The sequence below is a fragment of the Vicinamibacteria bacterium genome, assembly GCA_035570235.1.
Lineage (GTDB): Bacteria > Acidobacteriota > Vicinamibacteria > Fen-336 > Fen-336 > DATMML01.
Window position 1 is genome coordinate 1 of sequence record DATMML010000043.1, and the last position, 18886, is coordinate 18886.

The 18886-nt window shown below is 69.3% G+C and carries 16 protein-coding genes; 6 read left to right on the forward strand and 10 right to left on the reverse strand.

Translation table 11 applies throughout. The annotated features are described in order from the left end of the window. The 4 genes from VN461_08065 to lipB form a co-directional block, all read left to right on the forward strand. A partial coding sequence (locus tag VN461_08065) for a dihydrolipoamide acetyltransferase family protein (GenBank protein HXB54721.1) occupies positions 1-989 on the forward strand: 989 nt, incomplete at its 5' end. A gap of 188 nt (positions 990-1177) precedes the next feature. Then, a complete protein-coding gene (locus tag VN461_08070; GenBank protein HXB54722.1) occupies positions 1178-1708 on the forward strand; it encodes a hypothetical protein in 531 nt (176 codons plus the stop codon). A gap of 148 nt (positions 1709-1856) precedes the next feature. Beyond that, positions 1857-2204 (forward strand): GYD domain-containing protein, encoded by a 348-nt coding sequence (locus tag VN461_08075; protein HXB54723.1) that lies wholly within the window; start codon positions 1857-1859, stop codon positions 2202-2204. 196 nt (positions 2205-2400) lie between these two features. Beyond that, positions 2401-3045 (forward strand): lipoyl(octanoyl) transferase LipB, encoded by a 645-nt coding sequence (gene lipB, locus VN461_08080; GenBank protein HXB54724.1) that lies wholly within the window; start codon positions 2401-2403, stop codon positions 3043-3045. On the opposite strand, the gene VN461_08085 is transcribed toward lipB, so the two are convergent. From VN461_08085 to VN461_08115, 7 genes are all read right to left on the reverse strand, one after another. Continuing rightward, positions 3046-4074, reverse strand: coding sequence for a GAF domain-containing protein (locus tag VN461_08085; GenBank protein HXB54725.1), 1029 nt, complete (start codon positions 4072-4074; stop codon positions 3046-3048). Further along, positions 4071-4826, reverse strand: a complete 756-nt coding sequence (locus VN461_08090) for a ubiquinone/menaquinone biosynthesis methyltransferase (protein ID HXB54726.1) — start codon at positions 4824-4826, stop codon at positions 4071-4073. The genes VN461_08085 and VN461_08090 overlap by 4 nt, the downstream gene beginning before the upstream one ends. 57 nt (positions 4827-4883) lie before the next feature. After that, a complete protein-coding gene (locus VN461_08095; protein ID HXB54727.1) occupies positions 4884-5741 on the reverse strand; it encodes a UbiA-like polyprenyltransferase in 858 nt (285 codons plus the stop codon). Next, positions 5741-6925, reverse strand: coding sequence for an amidohydrolase family protein (locus tag VN461_08100; protein HXB54728.1), 1185 nt, complete (start codon positions 6923-6925; stop codon positions 5741-5743). Before VN461_08100 ends, VN461_08095 begins: the two co-directional genes overlap by 1 nt. A 91-nt stretch (positions 6926-7016) precedes the next feature. After that, on the reverse strand, positions 7017-9236 hold the full coding sequence (locus VN461_08105; GenBank protein ID HXB54729.1) for a glycoside hydrolase family 3 N-terminal domain-containing protein: 2220 nt from the start codon (positions 9234-9236) through the stop codon (positions 7017-7019). A gap of 55 nt (positions 9237-9291) precedes the next feature. Further along, positions 9292-10701, reverse strand: a complete 1410-nt coding sequence (locus tag VN461_08110) for a glucoamylase family protein (GenBank protein ID HXB54730.1) — start codon at positions 10699-10701, stop codon at positions 9292-9294. A gap of 76 nt (positions 10702-10777) precedes the next feature. After that, a complete protein-coding gene (locus VN461_08115; GenBank protein ID HXB54731.1) occupies positions 10778-13594 on the reverse strand; it encodes a TonB-dependent receptor in 2817 nt (938 codons plus the stop codon). A gap of 350 nt (positions 13595-13944) precedes the next feature. On the opposite strand from VN461_08115, the gene VN461_08120 reads away from it, so the two are divergent. Beyond that, positions 13945-14376 (forward strand): hypothetical protein, encoded by a 432-nt coding sequence (locus VN461_08120; GenBank protein HXB54732.1) that lies wholly within the window; start codon positions 13945-13947, stop codon positions 14374-14376. A gap of 106 nt (positions 14377-14482) precedes the next feature. On the opposite strand, the gene mqnC is transcribed toward VN461_08120, so the two are convergent. From mqnC to mqnE, 3 genes are read right to left on the reverse strand one after another with little or no spacing between them, the layout of a single operon-like run. Then, complete coding sequence (mqnC, locus tag VN461_08125) at positions 14483-15616, reverse strand: cyclic dehypoxanthinyl futalosine synthase (protein ID HXB54733.1); 1134 nt, start codon at positions 15614-15616, stop codon at positions 14483-14485. Next, positions 15603-16403 (reverse strand): menaquinone biosynthesis protein, encoded by an 801-nt coding sequence (locus tag VN461_08130; GenBank protein HXB54734.1) that lies wholly within the window; start codon positions 16401-16403, stop codon positions 15603-15605. Before VN461_08130 ends, mqnC begins: the two co-directional genes overlap by 14 nt. Then, entirely contained in the window at positions 16400-17506 is a 1107-nt protein-coding gene (gene mqnE / locus VN461_08135) for an aminofutalosine synthase MqnE (GenBank protein ID HXB54735.1), read from the reverse strand. The genes VN461_08130 and mqnE overlap by 4 nt, the downstream gene beginning before the upstream one ends. Positions 17507-17648: 142 nt before the next feature. Between mqnE and VN461_08140 the strand changes: the two genes are divergently transcribed. Continuing rightward, positions 17649-18845: a peptidoglycan DD-metalloendopeptidase family protein gene (locus tag VN461_08140; protein HXB54736.1), complete on the forward strand. Its 1197-nt coding sequence runs from the start codon at positions 17649-17651 to the stop codon at positions 18843-18845. Positions 18846-18886: the final 41 nt, after the last annotated feature.

Consider the following 18886-nt stretch of genomic DNA (forward strand, 5'->3'; position numbering starts at 1 on the left):
CTCCCCCTGCACCGGCTCCCCCTCCCGAGCCCTCCCCCCGGGGAGAGAAGCCGCGAGCCGAGATGACAGTCGAGGAGTTGCGGCAGACCCGCTCGTCGCCGGTGGTGCGCAAGATCGCGGCTGAGCACCACGTGGACATCAGCCAGATCCCGGGGACGGGCATCGCGGGGCGCGTGACCAAGCAGGACATCCTCGGTCACATCGAGGGCAGGCCGGCCCCCGCCCCCTCGCCCGCCGTGCCTCCCCCCGCACCCGCCCCGCCGGTTAGGCCCCCGGCTCCGCCCTCCACCCCGGGCCCGCGGGTCGAGGTCGTGCCCATGTCGCCCATCCGCCGCAAGACCGCCGAGCACATGGTCGCGTCCAAGCGCACCTCGGCCCATGTCACCACTGTCTTTGAGATCGACATGACCCGGGCGGACCAGCTGCGCCGGAAGTACCGCGAGAGCTACGAGGAGCGGAGCGGTGTGAAGCTCACGTACATGCCCTTCATCCTCAAGGCCACGGTGGACGCGCTCAAGGCCTTCCCCGTCGTCAACGCCAGCATCGATGGCGACAACATCCTGTACCGCAAGGACATCAACATCGGGGTGGCGGTCGCTCTCGACTGGGGCCTGATCGTCCCCGTCATCCACAACGCCGACGAGAAGAACATCCTGGGCCTGGCCCGGGCGGTGAACGACCTCGCGGAGCGGGCCCGCAGCAAGAGGCTCAAGGTCGAGGAGGTGCAGGGGGGCACCTTCACCATAACCAACCCCGGCGTCTTCGGGAGCTTGTTCGGCACCCCCATCATCAACCAGCCGCAGGTGGCGATCCTAGGCGTGGGCACGATCGAGAAGCGGCCGGTGGTTCGGGATGACGCCATCGCCATTCGGACCATGGCCTACTTCGCGCTCAGCTTCGACCACCGCCTGGTGGATGGGGCGGAGGCGGACCGCTTCATGGCCCATGTCAAGAGAGGCCTCCAGGAGTTCGACGAGAGCGCGCTCTGACGCGCAGATGCCCGGCCCGCGACCAGAAGCGGGCGGCCCCGCCCGCCCCTCTCCCCGGCTGAGACCCGCAATCCGTCGCACAATGGCTTGCACCCGAGGGCTTTCGGATCGAGACTGTCGACAGATCGGCAGGCCGGACCCACGCGCGGCGCGGGGCCGGCTTGCTCACGCGCAGACCGGGAGGGGCCGTGGAGAGCCGCGAGGAGCTTGAGAAGCGGGTGGCTGAGCTCGAGAAGCAGGTCTCGACCCTCAAGGGGCGCGGCCTGGTTCGGTTGCGCGGCATCCGCAAGCGCGCCGGCTGGGGCATCGGGGACATTCCCTTCTACGACATCGCCGTGGGCCCGGATCTCGAGCGTGGCGAGCTGCGCGGTCACGCGAAGGGAATCATCGCCATTGGAGATTTCGCCACCGGCATCCTCGCCTTCGGCGGGCTGGCCCGGGGCGTGATCGCCTTCGGGGGCCTGGCTGCGGGTTTCGTAAGCTTCGGTGGCTTGTCGGTCGGCATCTTGGGTGCGATCGGAGGCGTGGCCATCGCCGGTCTGGCCGCTATCGGGGGGGCGGCCATTGGCGGCGCCGCCATTGGAGGCGGCGCCGTCGGCTACTACGCGTGCGGCGGGGGGGTGGCCGGAATGCACGTTGTCGGCCCGATCCATCGCGATCCGGAGGCCGCGGAGTTCTTTCGCCGCTACGGTCTCGGGGGACTCTGCCACTTTCGGTGATGGCGAGCTCAGCATTCCCGCGCTCCGATCTCGGGGGCCGGCTCCCGGGGACACAGGGCTCGTCCGTGGGTCATTCGTCCAGCAAGGGACCGCTCGTTGGCGGTCCTCCCGATCGACGCGTTACATTCAGGGATGCAAAGGAGGGTCAATGGCTCTTTACTTGCTACGCGGCAGCTACACGGCGGAAGGGACAAAGGGCCTGCTCAGGGATGGTGGAACAAAGAGGCGGGCCGTAGTGCAGAAGCTGGTCGAGCAGGCGGGTGGAAAGCTTCATGCCACCTACTACGCCTTGGGCGAGGACGACGTTTATGTGATCGCCGAGATCCCGGATCAGACGACCGCGATTGCCCTGAGTCTGGCCGTAAACGCCAGTGGAGCGGTGCACCTAAAGACTACGGTTCTCCTGACGCCGGAGGAGGTCGATGCGGCGACGAAAAAGCCGATCAACTACCGGGCCCCCGGAGTGCCAAGGGGCGCGCCCGGAGGGCTCGTCTGACGGGCAGGCCACGCCGGGGAGAGGCTTTTGGTCCACCCGCATCCCGGCCGGCCCCGAGGCGCAGTCTACGGCCGAGGAGGCGTCAACGATACGCCCATCCCGACCTTCAACCGCTCAATGACGCCCCGCCCCCCGGCGCCGCCCCGTTGATCTCCCGGGCCCGCGGTCAAGGAGGGGCCGCCGTTCGCAACTAGTCATGCCGCCCCTGGTTGTCCGTCGGCTGGGCCGGATCTCCTACGCCTTAGGCCTCGACCTGCAGGCCCGACTCGTGGCCGACCGCCAAGCGGGACGGGTCCCCGACACGCTCCTCCTGCTCGAGCACGAGCCCGTCTTTACGCTGGGGCGCAACGCCCGAAAGGAGAACCTGCTCCTGCCCGCGGAAGCCCTCCGGGCGCGGGGCTTCGAGGTCTTCGAGGCCGGCCGCGGAGGGGACGTCACCTACCACGGGCCGGGCCAGATCGTGGGCTATCCCATCCTGGACCTCTCGCCCGATCGGCGGGACGTCCACCGCTACGTCCGCGACCTGGAGGAGGTGTTGATCCGGACGTGCCGGGACCACGGGGTCGAGGCGGGGCGGGTGCCCGGACTCACCGGGGTCTGGGTGGGCCAGGAGAAGATCGGCGCCATTGGGGTGCGCATCGCGCGCTGGGTCACCTCCCACGGCTTCGCCTTCAACGCCGCCCCCGACCTCTCCCCCTTCCGTCTCATCGTGCCCTGTGGCATCGCCGACCGGGGCGTGACCAGCCTGGAGCGGCTCCGGGGCCCGGTCGTCCTCCCGGAGGTGATGGAGGGGCTGGCCGCTCATACCGCCGCGGTCTTCGGGCTCGAGATCGCGGGCTAGTCACTCCGGGGCTTGGCGCCGTCGCGCTTCTTGGAGCAGGCGCGCGTTGCGCATGGCCACGACCAGGAATTCGGCCAAGGCCTCCCCCGCCGCCACGTCGTCGAGATCGAACCCCGCCGGCTGCTGGCTCTGAAAATCGATCGCGCCCACCACGGCGTGCCCGTCGAGCAGGGGGATGACCATCTCGGAGGCCGTCCCCGGCACGTCCGCATGGTAGTCGGGGTCGCGCGCCACATCCGCCACCACCTGCGGCGCCCGCAGGCGGAGAGCCCGGCCGATGACGCCGCCGGGCGGGCCCTGGGCCCGGCCGCCGCGGTGCCGCCCCACCCCCGGCCTCCCCGCCCATCGGCCGACCAGCACCCCCTCCTCGTCCAGCACCACCACCGCTACGTAAGTGTGGTTCAAGCGGGCCTGGATGGCCTCCGCGGCCTCCTGCATCAGCCGCTCCGGCTCCTGCACGGGCGCGATCCTGCGGGCCACGGAAGCGAGAAGGGCAATCTGTTCCGCCCGGTGGCGGCTCTGAGCCTCCGACCGCCGAAGGGCTTCGTTGGCCCGGGAGACCTCGCGGGCGGTCTGACCGGCGAGGGCGGCCTGCTCCTGGGCCTCGATCAGCCGCCGGCCAGACTCCTCCTCCTGAGCGGCGAGGAGGATCTCCAGGCGCAGGTTCGCCAGTTCCCCCAGGGCGAGGAGGGCTTCGGCCAGGTCCGGGCCCTCGGACAGGGCGGCGAGCAGGAACGGCAGGCAGCCCCGGGTGAGGAGCCGGACGGAGGGGGCGAGGGGGAGGAAGCTCGATCCCGTGCGCGCCCCTTCGGCCGCGGCCTGCGCCTCGTCCTCGAGAAGGGCCTCGAGCTCGCCGCCGGGGAGGCGCCGGAGAAGGGCGTCGAGGGTGCGCGTACAGTAGGGGCGGACCTCCGCCTCCGGCACGGAGGCAACCTGCACGATGCTGAGGATCCATGCTTCCAGGATGGAGTCCCGGTGCGGCCGCAGCAGCAAGGCCGCTTGCTTCAAGGCCGGCACCAGGCGCTTCACACCTCGCCTCGGTAGAGGTGGGCGATACCTCCGGAGAGGGGCCGCACCACGACCGACCGGAACCCCGTTCCTTCCAGGAGTGCCGCGAACTCCCGCGGGCCCGGAAACCGGGCGACGGAGGCGGGAAGGTAGGAGTAGGCGCTGCGGTCACCGCTCACCCAGCCGCCGATGCTGGGGAGGATCCAGTGGAAGTAGACGCGGTAGAGTGCGCCCAGGGCGCCCCCCGGAGTGGAGAACTCAAGGACCACCAGTCGCCCCCCCGGGCGCAGGATCCGTCGCAGCTCGCGCAGGGCGGCGGGCGGGTCCCCCATGTTGCGGATGCCGAAAGACACGAGCGCTCCGTCGAAACTGCGGGCCGCGAGGGGGAGCCGTTCCCCGTCCCCCCCCACGAGGCCGGAGCGCGAGTTCAGCCCCCGGCGCTCGAGCTTGCCCGCCGCTCGGACCAGCATTTCTCCCGAGAGATCGGCTCCCACCCCGAAGTGCCCGGGATCCCGGCCCAGGGCCTCGATCAGGAGGTCCGCGGTCCCGGTGCAGAGGTCCAGGATGCGCGCCGGGCCGGAGAGTCCGAGGAGCTCCACCGCCCGCTTCCGCCAACGGGTGTCGACCCCCGCCGAGAGCAGATGGTTCAGGAGGTCGTAGCGGGGGGCGATGCGGTCAAACATCGACCGCACCGCCGCCTTGTCCGGCGAGCCCGGGGTGGGGGCGGGAGGGGGCGAGTCCACGACGGGAAAGACCGCGTTTGTCTCCCTCAAGGGAGCTTGGGCCGGGCACGGGGGCGCGACACGAGCATGAACCTGCGGATTATAGCCTCAGGCGAGCCATCGTGCGGCTACGGTCGCGGCAAAGTAGCCCAGGCTCACCCAGCCGTTCAAGTTGAAGGCCTGCATGACCCGGCTCAGGTCCTCCGCGCGCACCAGGGAGTGCTCGTAGGCGAGGAGGACGGCCACCACCATCACCCCCCCCAGATAGAGCGGGTGCAGGGGGGTCAGCCAGTAGAGCCACGCCAGGAGGACCACGGCGACCACGTGGAGGACGCGCGCCAGCCCCAGCGCGACGGGTACGCCCAGGCGAGCGGGAAGCGAGTACAACCCCGCCCGGCGGTCGAACTCCATGTCCAGGCAGGCGTAGATGATGTCGAAGCCGCCTACCCAGGCGACGACGGCCAGGGCGAGGAGAATGGGTACCGGCTCGAAGCGACCCCGTATGGCCAGCCAGGCCCCCACCGGGGCCACCCCGAGAGCCAGACCCAAGAACAGGTGTGAGAGGGCGGTGAACCGCTTGGTGTACGAATAGCCGAAAACGACGAGGAGGGCGACGGGCGAGAGCGCCAGGCAGAGGGGGTTCAGCATTCCCGCCGCCAGGACGAGAACGCCCGCGGAGAGGACCACGAAGATCCAGACCTCCCGCCGGGAGAGGGCGCCCCGGGGCAGCTCGCGACTGGCCGTCCGCGGATTCTGCTCGTCGAGGGCGTGGTCGGCCAGTCGGTTAAAGCCCATGGCCGCGCTGCGCGCCCCCACCATGGCCACCACGATCCACACGACCTGGCTCGTGCGGAGTTCCCCACGCACGGCCAGAGCGGCGGAGGTGAGGGCAAAGGGCAGGGCAAAGACGGAGTGAGAGAAGCGGATCATCCGCCCGTAGGAGCTGACCCGGGTGAGGAGGTCCATCAGGGCTGCACCCTCTCCAGCCGCACTCCGGCCGAAACCAGGAACTCGAGGGGATCCTCCGGGTCGGACGCGGCGCGGGCATGGACGAGGGCCGCACGTTTGCCGGGCGCGATCGTCCCCAAGTCCTTGAGGCCCAGGGCGTCCGCGCCGCCCTGGGTGGCCATGCCCACGATCACCGCCGCGGGCAGCTCCGGAAACTGCCGGCGGAGTGTGGCCATGTCCTCCCTGAGGTCCAGATTCGGCGCGCTGGCCAAGCTGTCCGTGCCGAGGCAAAGACGGACCCCGGCCTTCCACAGTTCGGGCACGGGGGCCAAACCGACGCCGAGGTTCTGGTTGCTGCGCGGGCAGATCGCCACATGCACCCCCCGGCGCGCCAAGAGGGCCCGGTCCCCATCGTCCACATGGACGCAGTGGGCCGCCACCAGCCCGGGATGCAGGACGCCCAGGCCGTCCACGTAGCGCACCGGGCTTAGTCCGGGCGGCGTGAAGGCTACGTGGCCGAGGCCGCGCGCGGACAGGAACGCGGGCCAGGGACCGTCCCCCTTGGCAAGAAAGCGGCTCTCCGCCGCGGACTCCGCCAGGTGGAGAGCGGCCGGGCCGCCCCCCCGGGCCAGTCCCTCGAGGAGGGGGGCGGAGGTCGAGTAGGGGGCGTGGGCGGCGAGACGGACCTGCACGTCGGGCCCCGTCCGCAGGCCCGCGACCCGCGCCCGGGCTCCCTCCAGGGTGGAACCGGCGCGGGCTGGATCCCAGGCCAGAAGCTCGTAGAAGACGACGGCCGCCAGGCCGGAGGAGGCGAGAAGGTCCAGGTGGCGGAGCTGGTTCGAGATGTCGCCCACCGCCACCGTGCCCGTTTGGGAGAGTTCGCGGATCGCCTCCGCGGCCCGGAGGAGGACAACCTCCTCGCGCTCGGCGGCGCGGGCGTCCACCAGGGCCTTCACCCAGGGAACGAAGCCGGCCGAGCCATCGATCTGGCCCCGCAGGTGAGACAGCTCCAGATGGCAGTGCGCGTTCACAAGTCCGGGCAGGATCACGCCCGCTCCCAGGTCCCGGAGCCGGCCCTCGGGCTCTCCGGGGTCGCCTGGGCGTCCCACCCAGGCCACGCGCCCCGCCTCCACGGCCACCCGCCCCTGACGGAGGGGTGGCGTCACCATCGGCGCCACCCAGGACGCGGTCAGGATCTGCATGGCCCGGGGCCGCCGACGAGGGTCCCTCGCCTCACGGAACGAACTATAGCCGCGGCGGGGGCGCGCGGGAAGCGTCAGGGAGCGGTTGCTCTCACCGCGGCCGGGGTGGGTCCGGGACCACCTGGAACCGGCCCTCCAGACCCCCCTCCGAGCTCGCCCCCACCGCCACCCGGATCTCGCCCGGCTCGACCACGAAGCGGAAGTGGCCGTCCAGCAGCCCGAGATCCGCGGGGCCCAGCCGGAAGCGAACTGGCCGCGTCTCGCCTGGGGCCAGGGTCAAGCGCTGAAAGCCGCGGAGCTGCTTCACCGGCCGCGTCACGCTGGCCGCCTCGTGGGCCACGTAGAGCTGGACCACTTCGTCGCCCGCGCGGGGGCCCACGTTCTCCACTTCCACGCTGACCGTCACCTCTCCCGTGGGGGGAATGGAGGCCGCGCTCAGGTGCAGGTTGTGGATGGCGAAGCGCGTGTAGCTGAGCCCGAACCCGAACGGGTAGAGGGGGGTCACGGGTATGTCTAGATACTTGGAAGACCACCTCTGCGGACCCGCCGGTCGGCCCGTGTTCTTGTGGTTGTAGTAGAGGGGGATCTGGCCCACCGACCTCGGGAACGTCACCGGCAGCTTGCCCCCGGGGTTTGTGTCGCCGAAGAGCACGTCCGCGATCGCGTCACCGGCCTCGGTTCCGCCCTGCCAGGTCTCGAGAATGGCGGCCGCGTTCTCCGCGAGCCAAGAAATGGTGAGCGGCCGGCCATTCATCAGGACGACCACCGTGGGCTTGCCCGCCTTCAGCACCTCCTGCACCAGGGGGAGCTGGGGGCCGGGCAGGTCGATCGAGCTGCGGGACCCCGCCTCCCCGCTCATGGCCGCCGCCTCCCCGACCACGAGGACGATCGCCTCCGCCTCCTGCGCCCGGGCCACGGCCTCCGCCAGCTCGGCCGGGGACCCGCCCTCGACATCGCAGCCCTTCGCGTAGGCGACCCGCGCCTCCGGCCCCAGCTTCGCCCTCACCCCCGCCAGTACCGTGACCGTGTCCTCTTTGCGCCCGTCCCCGGACCAGGAGCCGAGCGGCTCTCGGCCATCGTCGGCCAGGGGGCCGATGAGGGCGATCGACCGCAGGTCCTTCCGAAGGGGAAGGACACCCCCTTCGTTGCGAAGGAGCACGATCGAGCGCGCGGCGGCGGTGCGCGCGGCCTCCCGGTGCGCGGGGTTCAACAGGACCGCCGCTTCCCGGCCCTCCTCGGCAAAGGGCCGCTCAAACAGCCCCGCCCGCATCTTGATCCGCAGGATGCGCCGCACCGCCTCGTCGAGGGTGGCCATCGGCACCACGCCCCCGCGGACGAGCGCGGGCAGCTGAGTGGCGTAGAGCCGGCTCACCATCTCCATGTCCACTCCGGCGGTGAGCGCCTTCCGCGCGGCCTCGGCCTCGTCCCTCGCCACCCCGTGCTTGATCAACTCCGGCACCGCCGTGTAATCGCTGACCACGAAGCCGTCGAAGTGCCACTCCCCGCGCAGGACGCCGGTGAGGGTGAAGGGATTGGCCGTCGCGGGCAGGCCGTCGAGGTCGTTGAACGCGCTCATGAAGGTGCCCACCCCCGCCTCCAGGGCGGCCCGAAAGGGCGGAAAGTAGACCTCGCGCAGAGCCCGCTCCGAGAGGTCGGTGGTGTTGTACTCGCGGCCGGCCTCCGCCGCGCCGTAGCCCACCCAGTGCTTAGCGCACGCGATCACCCGCTGGGGATCCCCGCCCCCCTCGCCCTGGAAGCCGCGCACCCGCGCGCGCGCGAACGCGCTCCCCAGGTAGGGGTCCTCCCCCGCGCCCTCCGCGATCCGGCCCCAGCGCGGATCCCGCGCGATGTCCACCATGGGTGCGAACGTCCATTTCAAGCCGACCGCGGTGGCCTCGGCGGCCGCAATCCGGGCCGTCGTCTCCGCGAGGGCGGGGTCGAAGCTCGCCGCTTCCCCGAGGGGGATGGGAAAGACGGTCCGATAGCCGTGGATCACGTCGTAACCGGCCAGGACCGGGATCTTCAGCCGCGAGTGCTCGACCGCCGCGCGCTGGATCTCGTTCACGTTCGCGGCCCCCCGCACGTTCAGGGTCGATCCCAGAAGCCCCTTGGCGGCGAGCGCCAGCTGCTCGGGCTTGATGCGGCCGTCCCCCGCCCCGTCGAGTTGCTGGAGTTGGCCCAGCTTCTCCTCCAGCGTCATCTGGCGGAGGAGGCCCTCGACGCGGGCCTCCACGGGATCGGGCCCTCCCCCTTCCCCGCCGCCGACTCGGGCCCCGGGCAGGAGGACGAGCGCCAGCGCCAGGCTCGCCACGAGCGACCTTGTCGTTCTTGACATGAGCAACCTCGGCCAGGGCGGCGAGGCCGGTTCAGCCCAGCCAACCGCCGCGGAAACCGGCGCGAATGAGGCCCCGCCGCAGGTGGGGATTTTTCTTCATCACGCGCCAGACGAGCGCACTACGCGCGTTTTCTATCATAGAAAGGATCGCCCCCTGGTCGATGCCGACGTAGTCGGTGTCGAACCACCCCGCCCCTTGTACCACCCGTCCCTGCTTGACCACGGTGCCGTCGGGAACCGACGGGTTGAAGGCGTCGAAGAAGCCGTACGTCCCGTACAGCTTTGACCCGTAGAGCTGGTGTATCTCGAGGATCGTCGGGATGACCGCCTCGGGAGCGAAGGGCAGCGACCCCAGGGCGGCGGCGGGCGCGATTGTGCCGTCGTCGCGGACGTCGCCCGCGGCCGCCCCCCGGGCCCAATAGGACTTGAACGCCCGCGGTCGTCCCTCCCGCATCGCCTCCGCCTGGGGGCCGTCACACGCGGTGAGACCCCAGACGTGGGGGCCGTAACCCCGCCATCCCCCCGGGTTTTCGAGGGCGTAGTCACGCTGGGCCAGGGTGGCCCGCCGCGAGTTCTCGAAGTAGTCGATGCCCCGGTCGCTCATGTAGGCGTCGCGGATGCCCCGGAAGTCGACCCAGACGTGCGAGTACTGGTGGCCGAAGAGGGGGGCAAAGTTGACGTGGGGCCGGCGGTAGTACTCCTGCCAGCGGTAGGTTCGGGTGAACTCCGACCAGGCGGCTTCCGACAAGGGATGGGTGGGCGAGCCGAGGGCCAAAAGGTAGAGGATCATCGATTCGTCGTACCCGCGCCAATCGTCGGGGTAGAAGCCCGTCTCCGGCTTCCAGGCCCGCGCGAGAAGGGGCGGGCGCGGGGCTGCCCAGGACCAGTCGACGCGGGTGTAGATCCGCTCGGCCAGATCCCGGATCTCTGCCTCCTCTCCCCCTCCCTCGAAATAGGACTGGCAGAAGAGGATTCCGGCCAGGAGCAGTGAGGAGTCGATCGTCGACAGTTCGACGCCGGGACCGGCCCGCTCCCCCGCCTGCTGCTCTAGGAAGTGATAGAAGAACCCGCGGTAGCCGGTCTGGCCCGTGGGGCCGGGACCTTGCGGCGCTTCCTCCAAGAACCGGAGCGTGGCCTTGACACGCGAAGCCGCCTCTCCCCGTTTCACATACCCGCGCTCGACGCCAATCGGGTAGGCGGTGAGGGCGAAGCCCATGGCGGCGATGCTGGAGGGCGAGGGGGAGGGGTAGCGGTCGGGAACGAGGCCGTTGCCGGGGTCCGCGAGGTCCCAAAAGTATCGGAATGTCCTCGCCTCGAGCTCGTCGAAGAAGGGAGGAAAGGAGGGGGCGGGGGCCTCCCCGACGCCCAGCGCGGAACCCGCCCCGATCAGCAGCCCCAGGGCGGGCCCGCTCAAGAGCGCGATCGACAAGCGCCGGATCATCGGAGCCCTCTGCCGTCCGGCGCGGGGTGGGCGGACGCCCTTCCCCAAGAGCGCCCGCCCCCGGGTGAGCAAGAGGCTAGAAGCGGAAACTCAGCCCGAACTGGAAGCGCCGCTTCGGGTCTTCGGTGTTCGGCGTTCCGAAGTTGGCGTTCACGTTCGGGAGCGGCGGCTCAAAGCCATCATAGCCGGTGAAGTTGTCGTGATTGAAGAGGTTGAAGACCTGGGCCGAGAGCTCGACGTGGCTCTTGCCGGAGATCTTGAAATCCTTGTCGAGTCTGAGGTCGATGCTCTGGAAGGCGAAGGTCTCGTTCGGTCGACCCGCGTAGAGCAGGATCTTCCGCTGGTTGATCCCGAACCCCTGCGTGTCGTCAATGAGGGTGAAGCCGACCCCCGAGCTGAGGACGATGAAGGCGCTCGCCCGAAAGCCCTGGGGCAGCTGGTAGATCCCCGTGGCCACGATGCGGTTGCGCTCGTCGGTCTGGGTGGGATGCCGCGGGTAGGCCGAGACGCTGGGGTAGTCGAGGCTGAAATTGTCGCCCCCGATCTCGTCCGCCCGGCCCAGGGTGTAGGTGAGGGTCATCCCCCACTTGGAGGCGGAGGTGAACGGCTTCTCCAGGGTCACGAAGAGCGCGTCGTACCAGGCCTTCTTGGTGTCGCTGGAGAGGAGGATGTTGGAGAAGCCGGGCACCGCGAAGCAGCACTCGCCGTCCGGCCGGCGGTTGCCGAAGATGTAGGTGAAACCGTGGGTGCTGCGTGCGCCCGCGTAGCTCGCGGAGGCCAGGACGGGACCGAAGGTGTGGCGCAGGCCGACCGTGAACTGGTCGGAAACAGGGGGGGTGGTGTTGTTGTCGATGAGGTAGACCTCGGGGTTGGGGGCCTGGCCGGTCGCGATGATGCCGTCGAGACCCGCCTTGCTCAGGTACTGGGGCTGCCAGACCAGGGTGGGCTGGCCGTCCCGGATGCTGCCATCGGCGGAGAAGCGGAAGGTCCGGATCGCGTATTGAAGTCGGTAGCGCTCATCGAGGGTGTAGTTGTAGAGGACGCGGTCGAAGTAGCGACCGTAGCCCGCAAAGAGGGTGGTCTGTCCCTTGCCGCTCAAGTCATAGGAGAACCCGATTCGGGGCTGGACCGCGCCGTAGTACGCTGGGCGCTGGGTGCCGTCGGTGAAGTACTGGGGCGGCACGAAGCTCGAGACCGCCGCCTTCACGTTCGCGGGTGTCACGTAGTTGTTGTCGAGCATGTCCGACTCGTAGTCCCACCGAAGGCCGGCGTTGATGGTGAGCCTCGCGGTCGGGCTCCAGTCATCCTGGGCGAAGAACCCGAGCTCCCAGTTCCCGGCGTTTAGGTTCGGGTTACCCAAGCCGTACTGCGCCTCGAAGGGGAAATCGAAGCTGATGTCCGATCGGAAGTGGAAGATCGGGTTTCCGTTCAGCTGTTTCGACACGTCGTAGTTGAGCCGGCTGAGGACGGTGCCCACCTTGACGCTGTGGTTTCCCTGCCACTTGGCGAACCGGCTGTAGTCATCGCGCAAAGACCAGCGGTCCTGCTGGAAAACCTGGGTCGTGTCCCGGCCTCCCACCCTGAGCGTGCCCTGGTAGTCCCGGCCGATGAGGTCTGGGTTGGTGGGCACGGGGTTCCATTTCGAGCGCTGAAAGGTGAAGCTCGCCTCGTTCGCCCAGTCGGACCGCGTCGTCTGGTAGCGAAGGAGAAGGGAGTTCACGTCGTTCTGGATGTTGTTCGCGGTCTGGAAGCTGTCCTGGTTGCCGAAGTCCCGGACGTCTGTCTCGTGACGGATGTTGTATGTGAGGTCCACGAGGTCGCCCGCCCGGGGCTGGTAGGAGACCTTCGCGAAGCCGAGGTTGGAACGGAAGGGGCTCGGGAAGAACCCTTCAAACGAGCCCAGCCCCAGTCGATCCGGCGCCGGGTTGCTGCCCAGGAAGACGCGGTTGTCGCGGTTTTGGAGGTTGTACTCCCAGGAGGCGAAGAACTGCATCTTGTCCTTCACGATGGGCCCGCCCAGGCTGGCCCCGCTCTGGAAGCGCTCGTATGTCGGTTTGGGGTCGCCGCGCTTCTCCGCGAAATAATCATTCGCCACCAGGTGCTTGTCCTGGTAGAGCAGGAAGGCGTCCCCGGACCATGTGTTTCCCCCGCTCTTGGTGACCGCGGTGATGATGGCGCTGGACGCCTTCTCGTACTCGGCCTTGAAGTTCTGGGTGAGGACGCGGAACTCCTGAACCGCGTTCTGGGGGAAGGGATTGCCCCGGCTGGAGTCCTGCCCCACGACCCCGCCCTCCAGGGTGTCGTTCTTGTAGCTCACCCCGTCGATGAAGACGTTGGTCTGATTGGCGGAGAGGGCACCTCCCGAGAACTGCTTCTTGACGGAGTTTTCGGACTCCACCCGCACCCCGGGAGCGAGGGCGGCGAAGTTCAAGAAGTTGCGGTTGTTCTGGGGAAGGGCCTCTACCTGCTCCGGCGTGACGTTGGTGGCGATCTGGGATGTCCGCGTGTCCAGCAAGAGGTCACCCACTACGGTGACGTTCTCCACGTACGCAAGCTCAGCGGTGAGGCGGAAGCTCAGTTCCAGATCCTGGCCCACGAGGACCTGGACGGCCCGCGCGGCCGGCTTGTACTGAGGCACGCTGATGGTGATCTCGTAGTTGCCGGGCCGCAGGGCAGCCAAAGTGAACGACCCGTCCGGGCCGGACACCGTCTCGTTCGTGAAGCCGCTCTGCGTCTCGTGGGCCACGATGTTCGCCCCGGGGAGGGGCCCCGTCTCATCCTTGATGGTTCCGTGGATCTGGGCCGAAGTCGACTGGGCCAAGCTCGAGGTTGCCCCCACTAAAAAGAGCGCGAGGGAGGCGAGGGTTCGTAGCGCGACGTGTCTTGCCATCATGGCCGACCTCCGAGGCCGGATGGGCCAGAAGCGCTCGTCCTCGGCTGCCCGGGCCAGGAAAAAGCTCCTTAGGGAGGCCGGAAAGCCTGGGTCAGGGGCGGGAACCCGGTCCGCTCGCGCCGAGTCGGTCGCGGCCCCCCCGCCATCCTCGAAACCAGAGGACGCACCTTCGTGGCCGTCACCAGTGCCGCGCCAAGGCTGCGCCTCTCATGCCTTCCGGGCTAGCGGGCAGACCCTGAATCTCGTTTGGGGAAGTCCCCCAATTCCGCCTCGGGGTTTCCCCGGCGGCGGACGCCCTGGCCATTGACCCTGCCCCGGGACGGGACTAGCCTCCCTCCGAAGGAGGCCCTATGGGTGTCACCGTCAAGAAGATCACGCTCTGGCGGGGCAAGGTGGAGAACCGCCCCGGGATGCTCGCCGATGTGCTGGCGCCGGCGGCCACCACCGGCACCGACCTCAGGGTCGTGATGGGCTACCGCGAGCCGGGCGAGGCCCAGGCCGTCATCGAGCTATTCCCGGTGGGGGGCAAGAAGCTCAGGGCGGCCATGGCGGCCGCGGGGCTCGGCCCCTCCACCATCCCCACCCTGCTCGTCACCGGAGACAACCGGGCCGGCTTGTGCGAGGCCATGGCCCGCGCGGTCGCCGATGCTGGAATCAACATCGCCTTCATGGTGGCGCAGGCCGTAGGCCGCCAGTTCTCGGCCGTTTTCGGGTTCGAGAGCGAAGCGGACGCGGCGCGGGCGGCTACGCTGATCAAAAAGGCGGCGCGGCGGAGGCCCTAGGAAGGCCTAGCGAACCCCGGCTCGGCGACGGGCTCTAGGTGAGCGGCAGGAGAGAGCCCGCCGCCTCGGGATGTCGGCACGCCCTTCTGTTGCCGCGGGCTTCGCCTCAGCCGGCCAGGGAGGCGGCGGTAGCCGGCTCTCCGGGCAGGGCCGGGGTCGGGTGCGTCCAACAGTAGGGATCGCCCACGATCCGGTAGTCCATGGTCCGGCGCTTGGGCACGAATCCCGCGTCCTGGATGTTGCGCGCGATCTCCGCCTCCGTCAGGCGGAAGTGGGCTCCCGCCGCGGAGACCACATTCTCCTCGATCATGAGGCTCCCAAAGTCGTTGGCCCCGAACCGGAGCGAGACCTGCCCGATCTTGCCCCCCTGGGTGACCCAGGAGGCCTGCACGTTCGGGAAGTTGTCGAGCATGACCCGCGCCACGGCCAGCGTGCGGAGGTACTGGAAGGAGGTGAGCTCGTCTCCCCCGATGGCGGTGTGGGCGGGCTGAAAGGTCCAGGCGATGAAGGCGGTGAAGCCCCGGGTTCGGGCCTGGAGATCGCGAAGGTGGATGAGGTGGTCGATCCGCTCCTCGAGCGTTTCCACGTGCCCGAACATCATGGTGGCCGTGGTCTTCATGCCCAGCCCGTGGGCGACCTCCATGACCTCCAGCCACTCCGCGGTCGTGCCCTTGGCGATGCCGATGCGCTCGCGCACACGGTCAGACAGGATCTCGGCCCCGCCCCCCGGGATGGAGTCGAGGCCAGCCGCGATCAGGCGGCGCAGCGCCTCCTCGGTGGTGAGGCGGGAGACCCTCTCGATGTGCTTCACCTCCGCCGGGGAGAGCCCGTGGATCCAGATGGGGTAGTTCGCCTTGATCCAGCGGAACAGCTCCTCGTAGTACTCGATGCCGAGGTCGGGGTGGAGTCCCCCCTGGAGCAGGATCTGGTTGCCCCCCAAAGCCAGGGTCTCCTCGATCTTCTGGGCTAGCTCGCGCTTGGAGAGAAGGTACCCCTCCTTTGAGGGAAGGTCCCGGTAGAACGCGCAGAAGGCGCACTGGGCGGTGCAGACATTGGTGTAGTTGATGTTGCGGTCGATGATGTAGGTGACGACCGGCTCCGGGTGCAGGCGCTGCCGGACGCTGTCCGCGAGCATGCCCAGCTCCAGGAAGTCGCCCTCCCGGAGGAGGACCACACCCTCCGCGCGGCCGAGCGGCTCGCCCGCCCGCACCTTCTCCGCGATCGCCTCAAGGATGGCCATGAAACCTCAGCTCCGGGATCCTGGGGATAAGGCCCAGGGCGTGCGCCCGCCGGTAGAACTCCCGGAGCCCTCCCACTTCCGCCTCCCCCAGGTCGTAGACCATGTTCGATCGGAGGTACGACTCGTTCTCCGCCCCGTGCCCGGCACCATAGCCATTGTAGCTCGAAGCGATGGTGGAGATGGCTTGAAGGCCCGCGCGCAGTGACTCCTGCAGTCGCGCCACTTGGGCCGTCGTCACCCCGCCCGGTCGGCCCGCCCAGAAGGCGAAGACAAAGGGCAGCCCGGTCCGGGCCCTCCACTCCTCGCCCAGGTCCAGCCACGCGGCCTCGCCCTCGAAGTAGAGAGCGGGATCCCCAATGACGAGGGCGGCGTCGGCCGCCTCCAGCATCTCGGGCACGGAGGGGGACATGGGCACGTACTCCGGGTCGCGCCCCAGTCGCTCGCGCATCAGGATCTTGAGCAGGGCCACGCTGGTTCGGCTGGAGGTGTCCAGGGCCACGCGGCGAATCTCGGGGAGCGGTCGCCGGTGGAAGAGGCGGACCGAGCGCACGGGGCCGTGGCTGCCGATGGCGATTCCGGGGACGATCGCGTAGTCCCCATAGGCGTACTCGATGGACGGGATCATGCCCAGGTCAATTTCGCCACGATGGAGCCGTTCCGCGACCTGGGCGGGAACGTCGCGCTCCAGGAGGAAGCGGGGGTCGCCCCGGAGACCGTGAACGACGGGAGCCACGTTCAGGTAGGGCACGATGCCCAGGCGCAGGGGTTCCGGCGCGGAAGCGCTCACCACTCCTTCACCACGTTGAACACGGTGTCGCGCTCGAGGGGCCGGCGCCCGGCCTCCCGGATGAGCCGGCAGAGATCATGGACGCTCAGGGACTGCGCGGTGGGCGCACCCGCGTCGTGGGCAATCTTCTCCTCCGTGACCGTCCCGTCGATGTCATCGGCCCCGAAGCTGAGACCTACCTGGGCCAGCCGCGGTCCGATCATGATCCAGTAGGACTTGATGTGGGGGAAGTTGTCGAGCATCAGCCGCCCCACCGCGATCGCCTTCAAGTCCTCGAAGCCTGTGGTCTCGGGTAGCTTCATGGCCGGGGCCTCCCAGGGCTGGAAGGCGAGCGGGATATAGGTCACGAAGCCGCCCGTTTCGTCCTGGAGGCTGCGCAGCCGGAGGAGGTGGTCGACCCTGTCCTCCACGGACTCGATGTGGCCATAGAGCATGGTCGCGTTGGTGGGGATGCCCTGCCGGTGGGCCTCGCGCATCACGGCCAGCCATTGCTCGGCGTCGGCCTTGCCCTTGATGATCGCGTCCCGGGTCCGGGGAGCGAAGATCTCCGCCCCTCCCCCGGGCATGGAGTCGAGGCCGGCCTCCCGGAGCTCGGCCAGGACCCGCTCGACGCTCATGCGGTAGAGGCGGTGAAAGAAAAACACCTCCACCGCGGTGAACGCCTTGATGTGGATGTCGGGCCGGACCCTCTTGATCCCCCGCATCATGTCCAGGAAGTACGACCAGGGCAGGTCGGGGTGCAAGCCGCCCACGATGTGAACTTCCCGTACCGGCGCCGGCAGCGCGGCCACGTTACGGAAGATCTCGTCCAACCCCATGGTGTAGGCCCGCTCCTCCCCCTTCTTGGCCGCAAAGGCGCAGAAGTCGCAGGTGGCCGCACACACGTTGGTGTGATTGAGGTGGGTGTTCCAGACGAAATAGGCGACATCCCCGTGGCGCTGCTCGCGGACGTGGTTGGCCAGGTGGCCGAGGGCCAGGAGGTCGTTGGTCCGATAAAGGGCGACCCCGTCCGCAAAGTCCAGCCGCTGCCCGGCCATCACCTTCGCCCGGATGGGCTCGAGCGCGGTGTCGCGGAAGCGGGTCTCGACGAGAGCGGTGGCCATGGCCCTCCGATGGGGTGAGCGCGGGCAGAAGTGCTGCCGGTCGGTCGAACGACCTGGCTAGACTAGCATCGGTAAGAGGGGACGGGCAAGGCGCGGAAGTCCTTGACCCCTAATTTCCAGAACTTATACTGAACGTGGCTGAATGAAGCGACTCTGCACCGCGGGTGCTCTCGCCCTCCTCCTCCTGCCCACGCAGTTGCCGTGGTGGATCGATGGTCTCGGCGCCGCGCCTATCCCCGCGGGTGCGCTCCGGGTCCTGCGGGGCACGGTTGGGCGACGCGCCACCCTCGCTTCCCTCCTCGACGGCACCCTCTCGCGCGCGGGCGTCCAGCGCCTGGTGGAGACAGCCCGCCCCGTGCATGACCTCGCCCGCCTCTCCATCGGCCACCCCTTCGGCCTGGCCCTGGGGCCGGACGGGCTCATCTGGGCCTTCACCTATGGCATCGACGAGCTCCGCACCCTCAGGGTTAGTCGCCGCGGCCAGGCGCTCGCGGCCGAGGTCGTGAGCCACGAGTACGAGACGGGGGTGGCCAGCGTCACGGGCGTTATTGACTCCAGCCTTTTTGCGGCCGTGAACGCGGCCGGGGAGGACGATCAACTCGCCCTCGATCTGGCCGACATCTTCGCTTGGGAGGTTGACTTCAACACCGACCTCCGTAAGGGGGACGGCTTCCGAGTGGCGGTGGAGAAGCTCTTCTTGGAAGGCCGCTTCCGCCGCTACGGTCGCCTCTTCGCCGCCGAGCTCACCCGGGGCAACCGCGTTTTCCGGGCCGTGCGGTTCGAGGGCGCGCGGGGGGTCGGGTACTACGCCCCCGACGGCTCATCGCTCCGCAAGGCCTTCCTGCGCTCGCCCCTCAAATTCTCCCGCATAACGTCCCGCTTCAGCTTGGCCCGCTTTCACCCCCTCCTCCACGAGACCCTCCCCCACCTTGGCGTGGACTACGCCGCCCCCACGGGCACGCCGGTGGTGGCGACCGCGGACGGGGTGGTGACCCGGGCGGGCTGGGACGGCGGCTACGGGCAGGCGGTGCGTCTTCGTCACGCCAACGGCTTCACGACTCTCTACGGGCACCTGGTGCGCATCGACGTGCGCACGGGGCAGAGGGTGGGGCAAGGGACGCGGATCGGGGCGGTGGGCATGACCGGCCTCGCCACCGGCCCCCACCTCGACTACCGGATGACACGCAACGGCGCCTTCGTGGACCCACTCAGGGTCGTCTCCCCGCCCGCCGAGCCCATCCCCACCGAGGAGCGGGCGGCCTTCGTCGCCACCTCCGCGCGGCACCTGGCCCTCCTGGGAAGTGGCGCTGGCCCTACGCTCACGGCCACGAACCCCTGAGCCGGAGAGGCCTACATCGAGCCCGTCCGCCTCCCCTCGGC

Excerpts from the sequence above, each read along its gene's own strand:
- mqnC (HXB54733.1), bottom strand. The coding sequence starts at position 15,616 with ATGGCCATCCTTGAGGCGATCGCGGAGAAGGTGCGGGCGGGCGAGCCG.
- VN461_08095 (HXB54727.1), bottom strand. The coding sequence starts at position 5,741 with ATGGACCTCCTCACCCGGGTCAGCTCCTACGGGCGGATGATCCGCTTC.
- VN461_08110 (HXB54730.1), bottom strand. The coding sequence starts at position 10,701 with ATGATCCGGCGCTTGTCGATCGCGCTCTTGAGCGGGCCCGCCCTGGGG.
- mqnE (HXB54735.1), bottom strand. The coding sequence starts at position 17,506 with ATGGCCACCGCTCTCGTCGAGACCCGCTTCCGCGACACCGCGCTCGAG.
- VN461_08120 (HXB54732.1), top strand. The coding sequence starts at position 13,945 with ATGGGTGTCACCGTCAAGAAGATCACGCTCTGGCGGGGCAAGGTGGAG.
- VN461_08140 (HXB54736.1), top strand. The coding sequence starts at position 17,649 with ATGAAGCGACTCTGCACCGCGGGTGCTCTCGCCCTCCTCCTCCTGCCC.
- VN461_08115 (HXB54731.1), bottom strand. The coding sequence starts at position 13,594 with ATGATGGCAAGACACGTCGCGCTACGAACCCTCGCCTCCCTCGCGCTC.
- VN461_08075 (HXB54723.1), top strand. The coding sequence starts at position 1,857 with ATGGCTCTTTACTTGCTACGCGGCAGCTACACGGCGGAAGGGACAAAG.
- VN461_08100 (HXB54728.1), bottom strand. The coding sequence starts at position 6,925 with ATGCAGATCCTGACCGCGTCCTGGGTGGCGCCGATGGTGACGCCACCC.
- lipB (HXB54724.1), top strand. The coding sequence starts at position 2,401 with ATGCCGCCCCTGGTTGTCCGTCGGCTGGGCCGGATCTCCTACGCCTTA.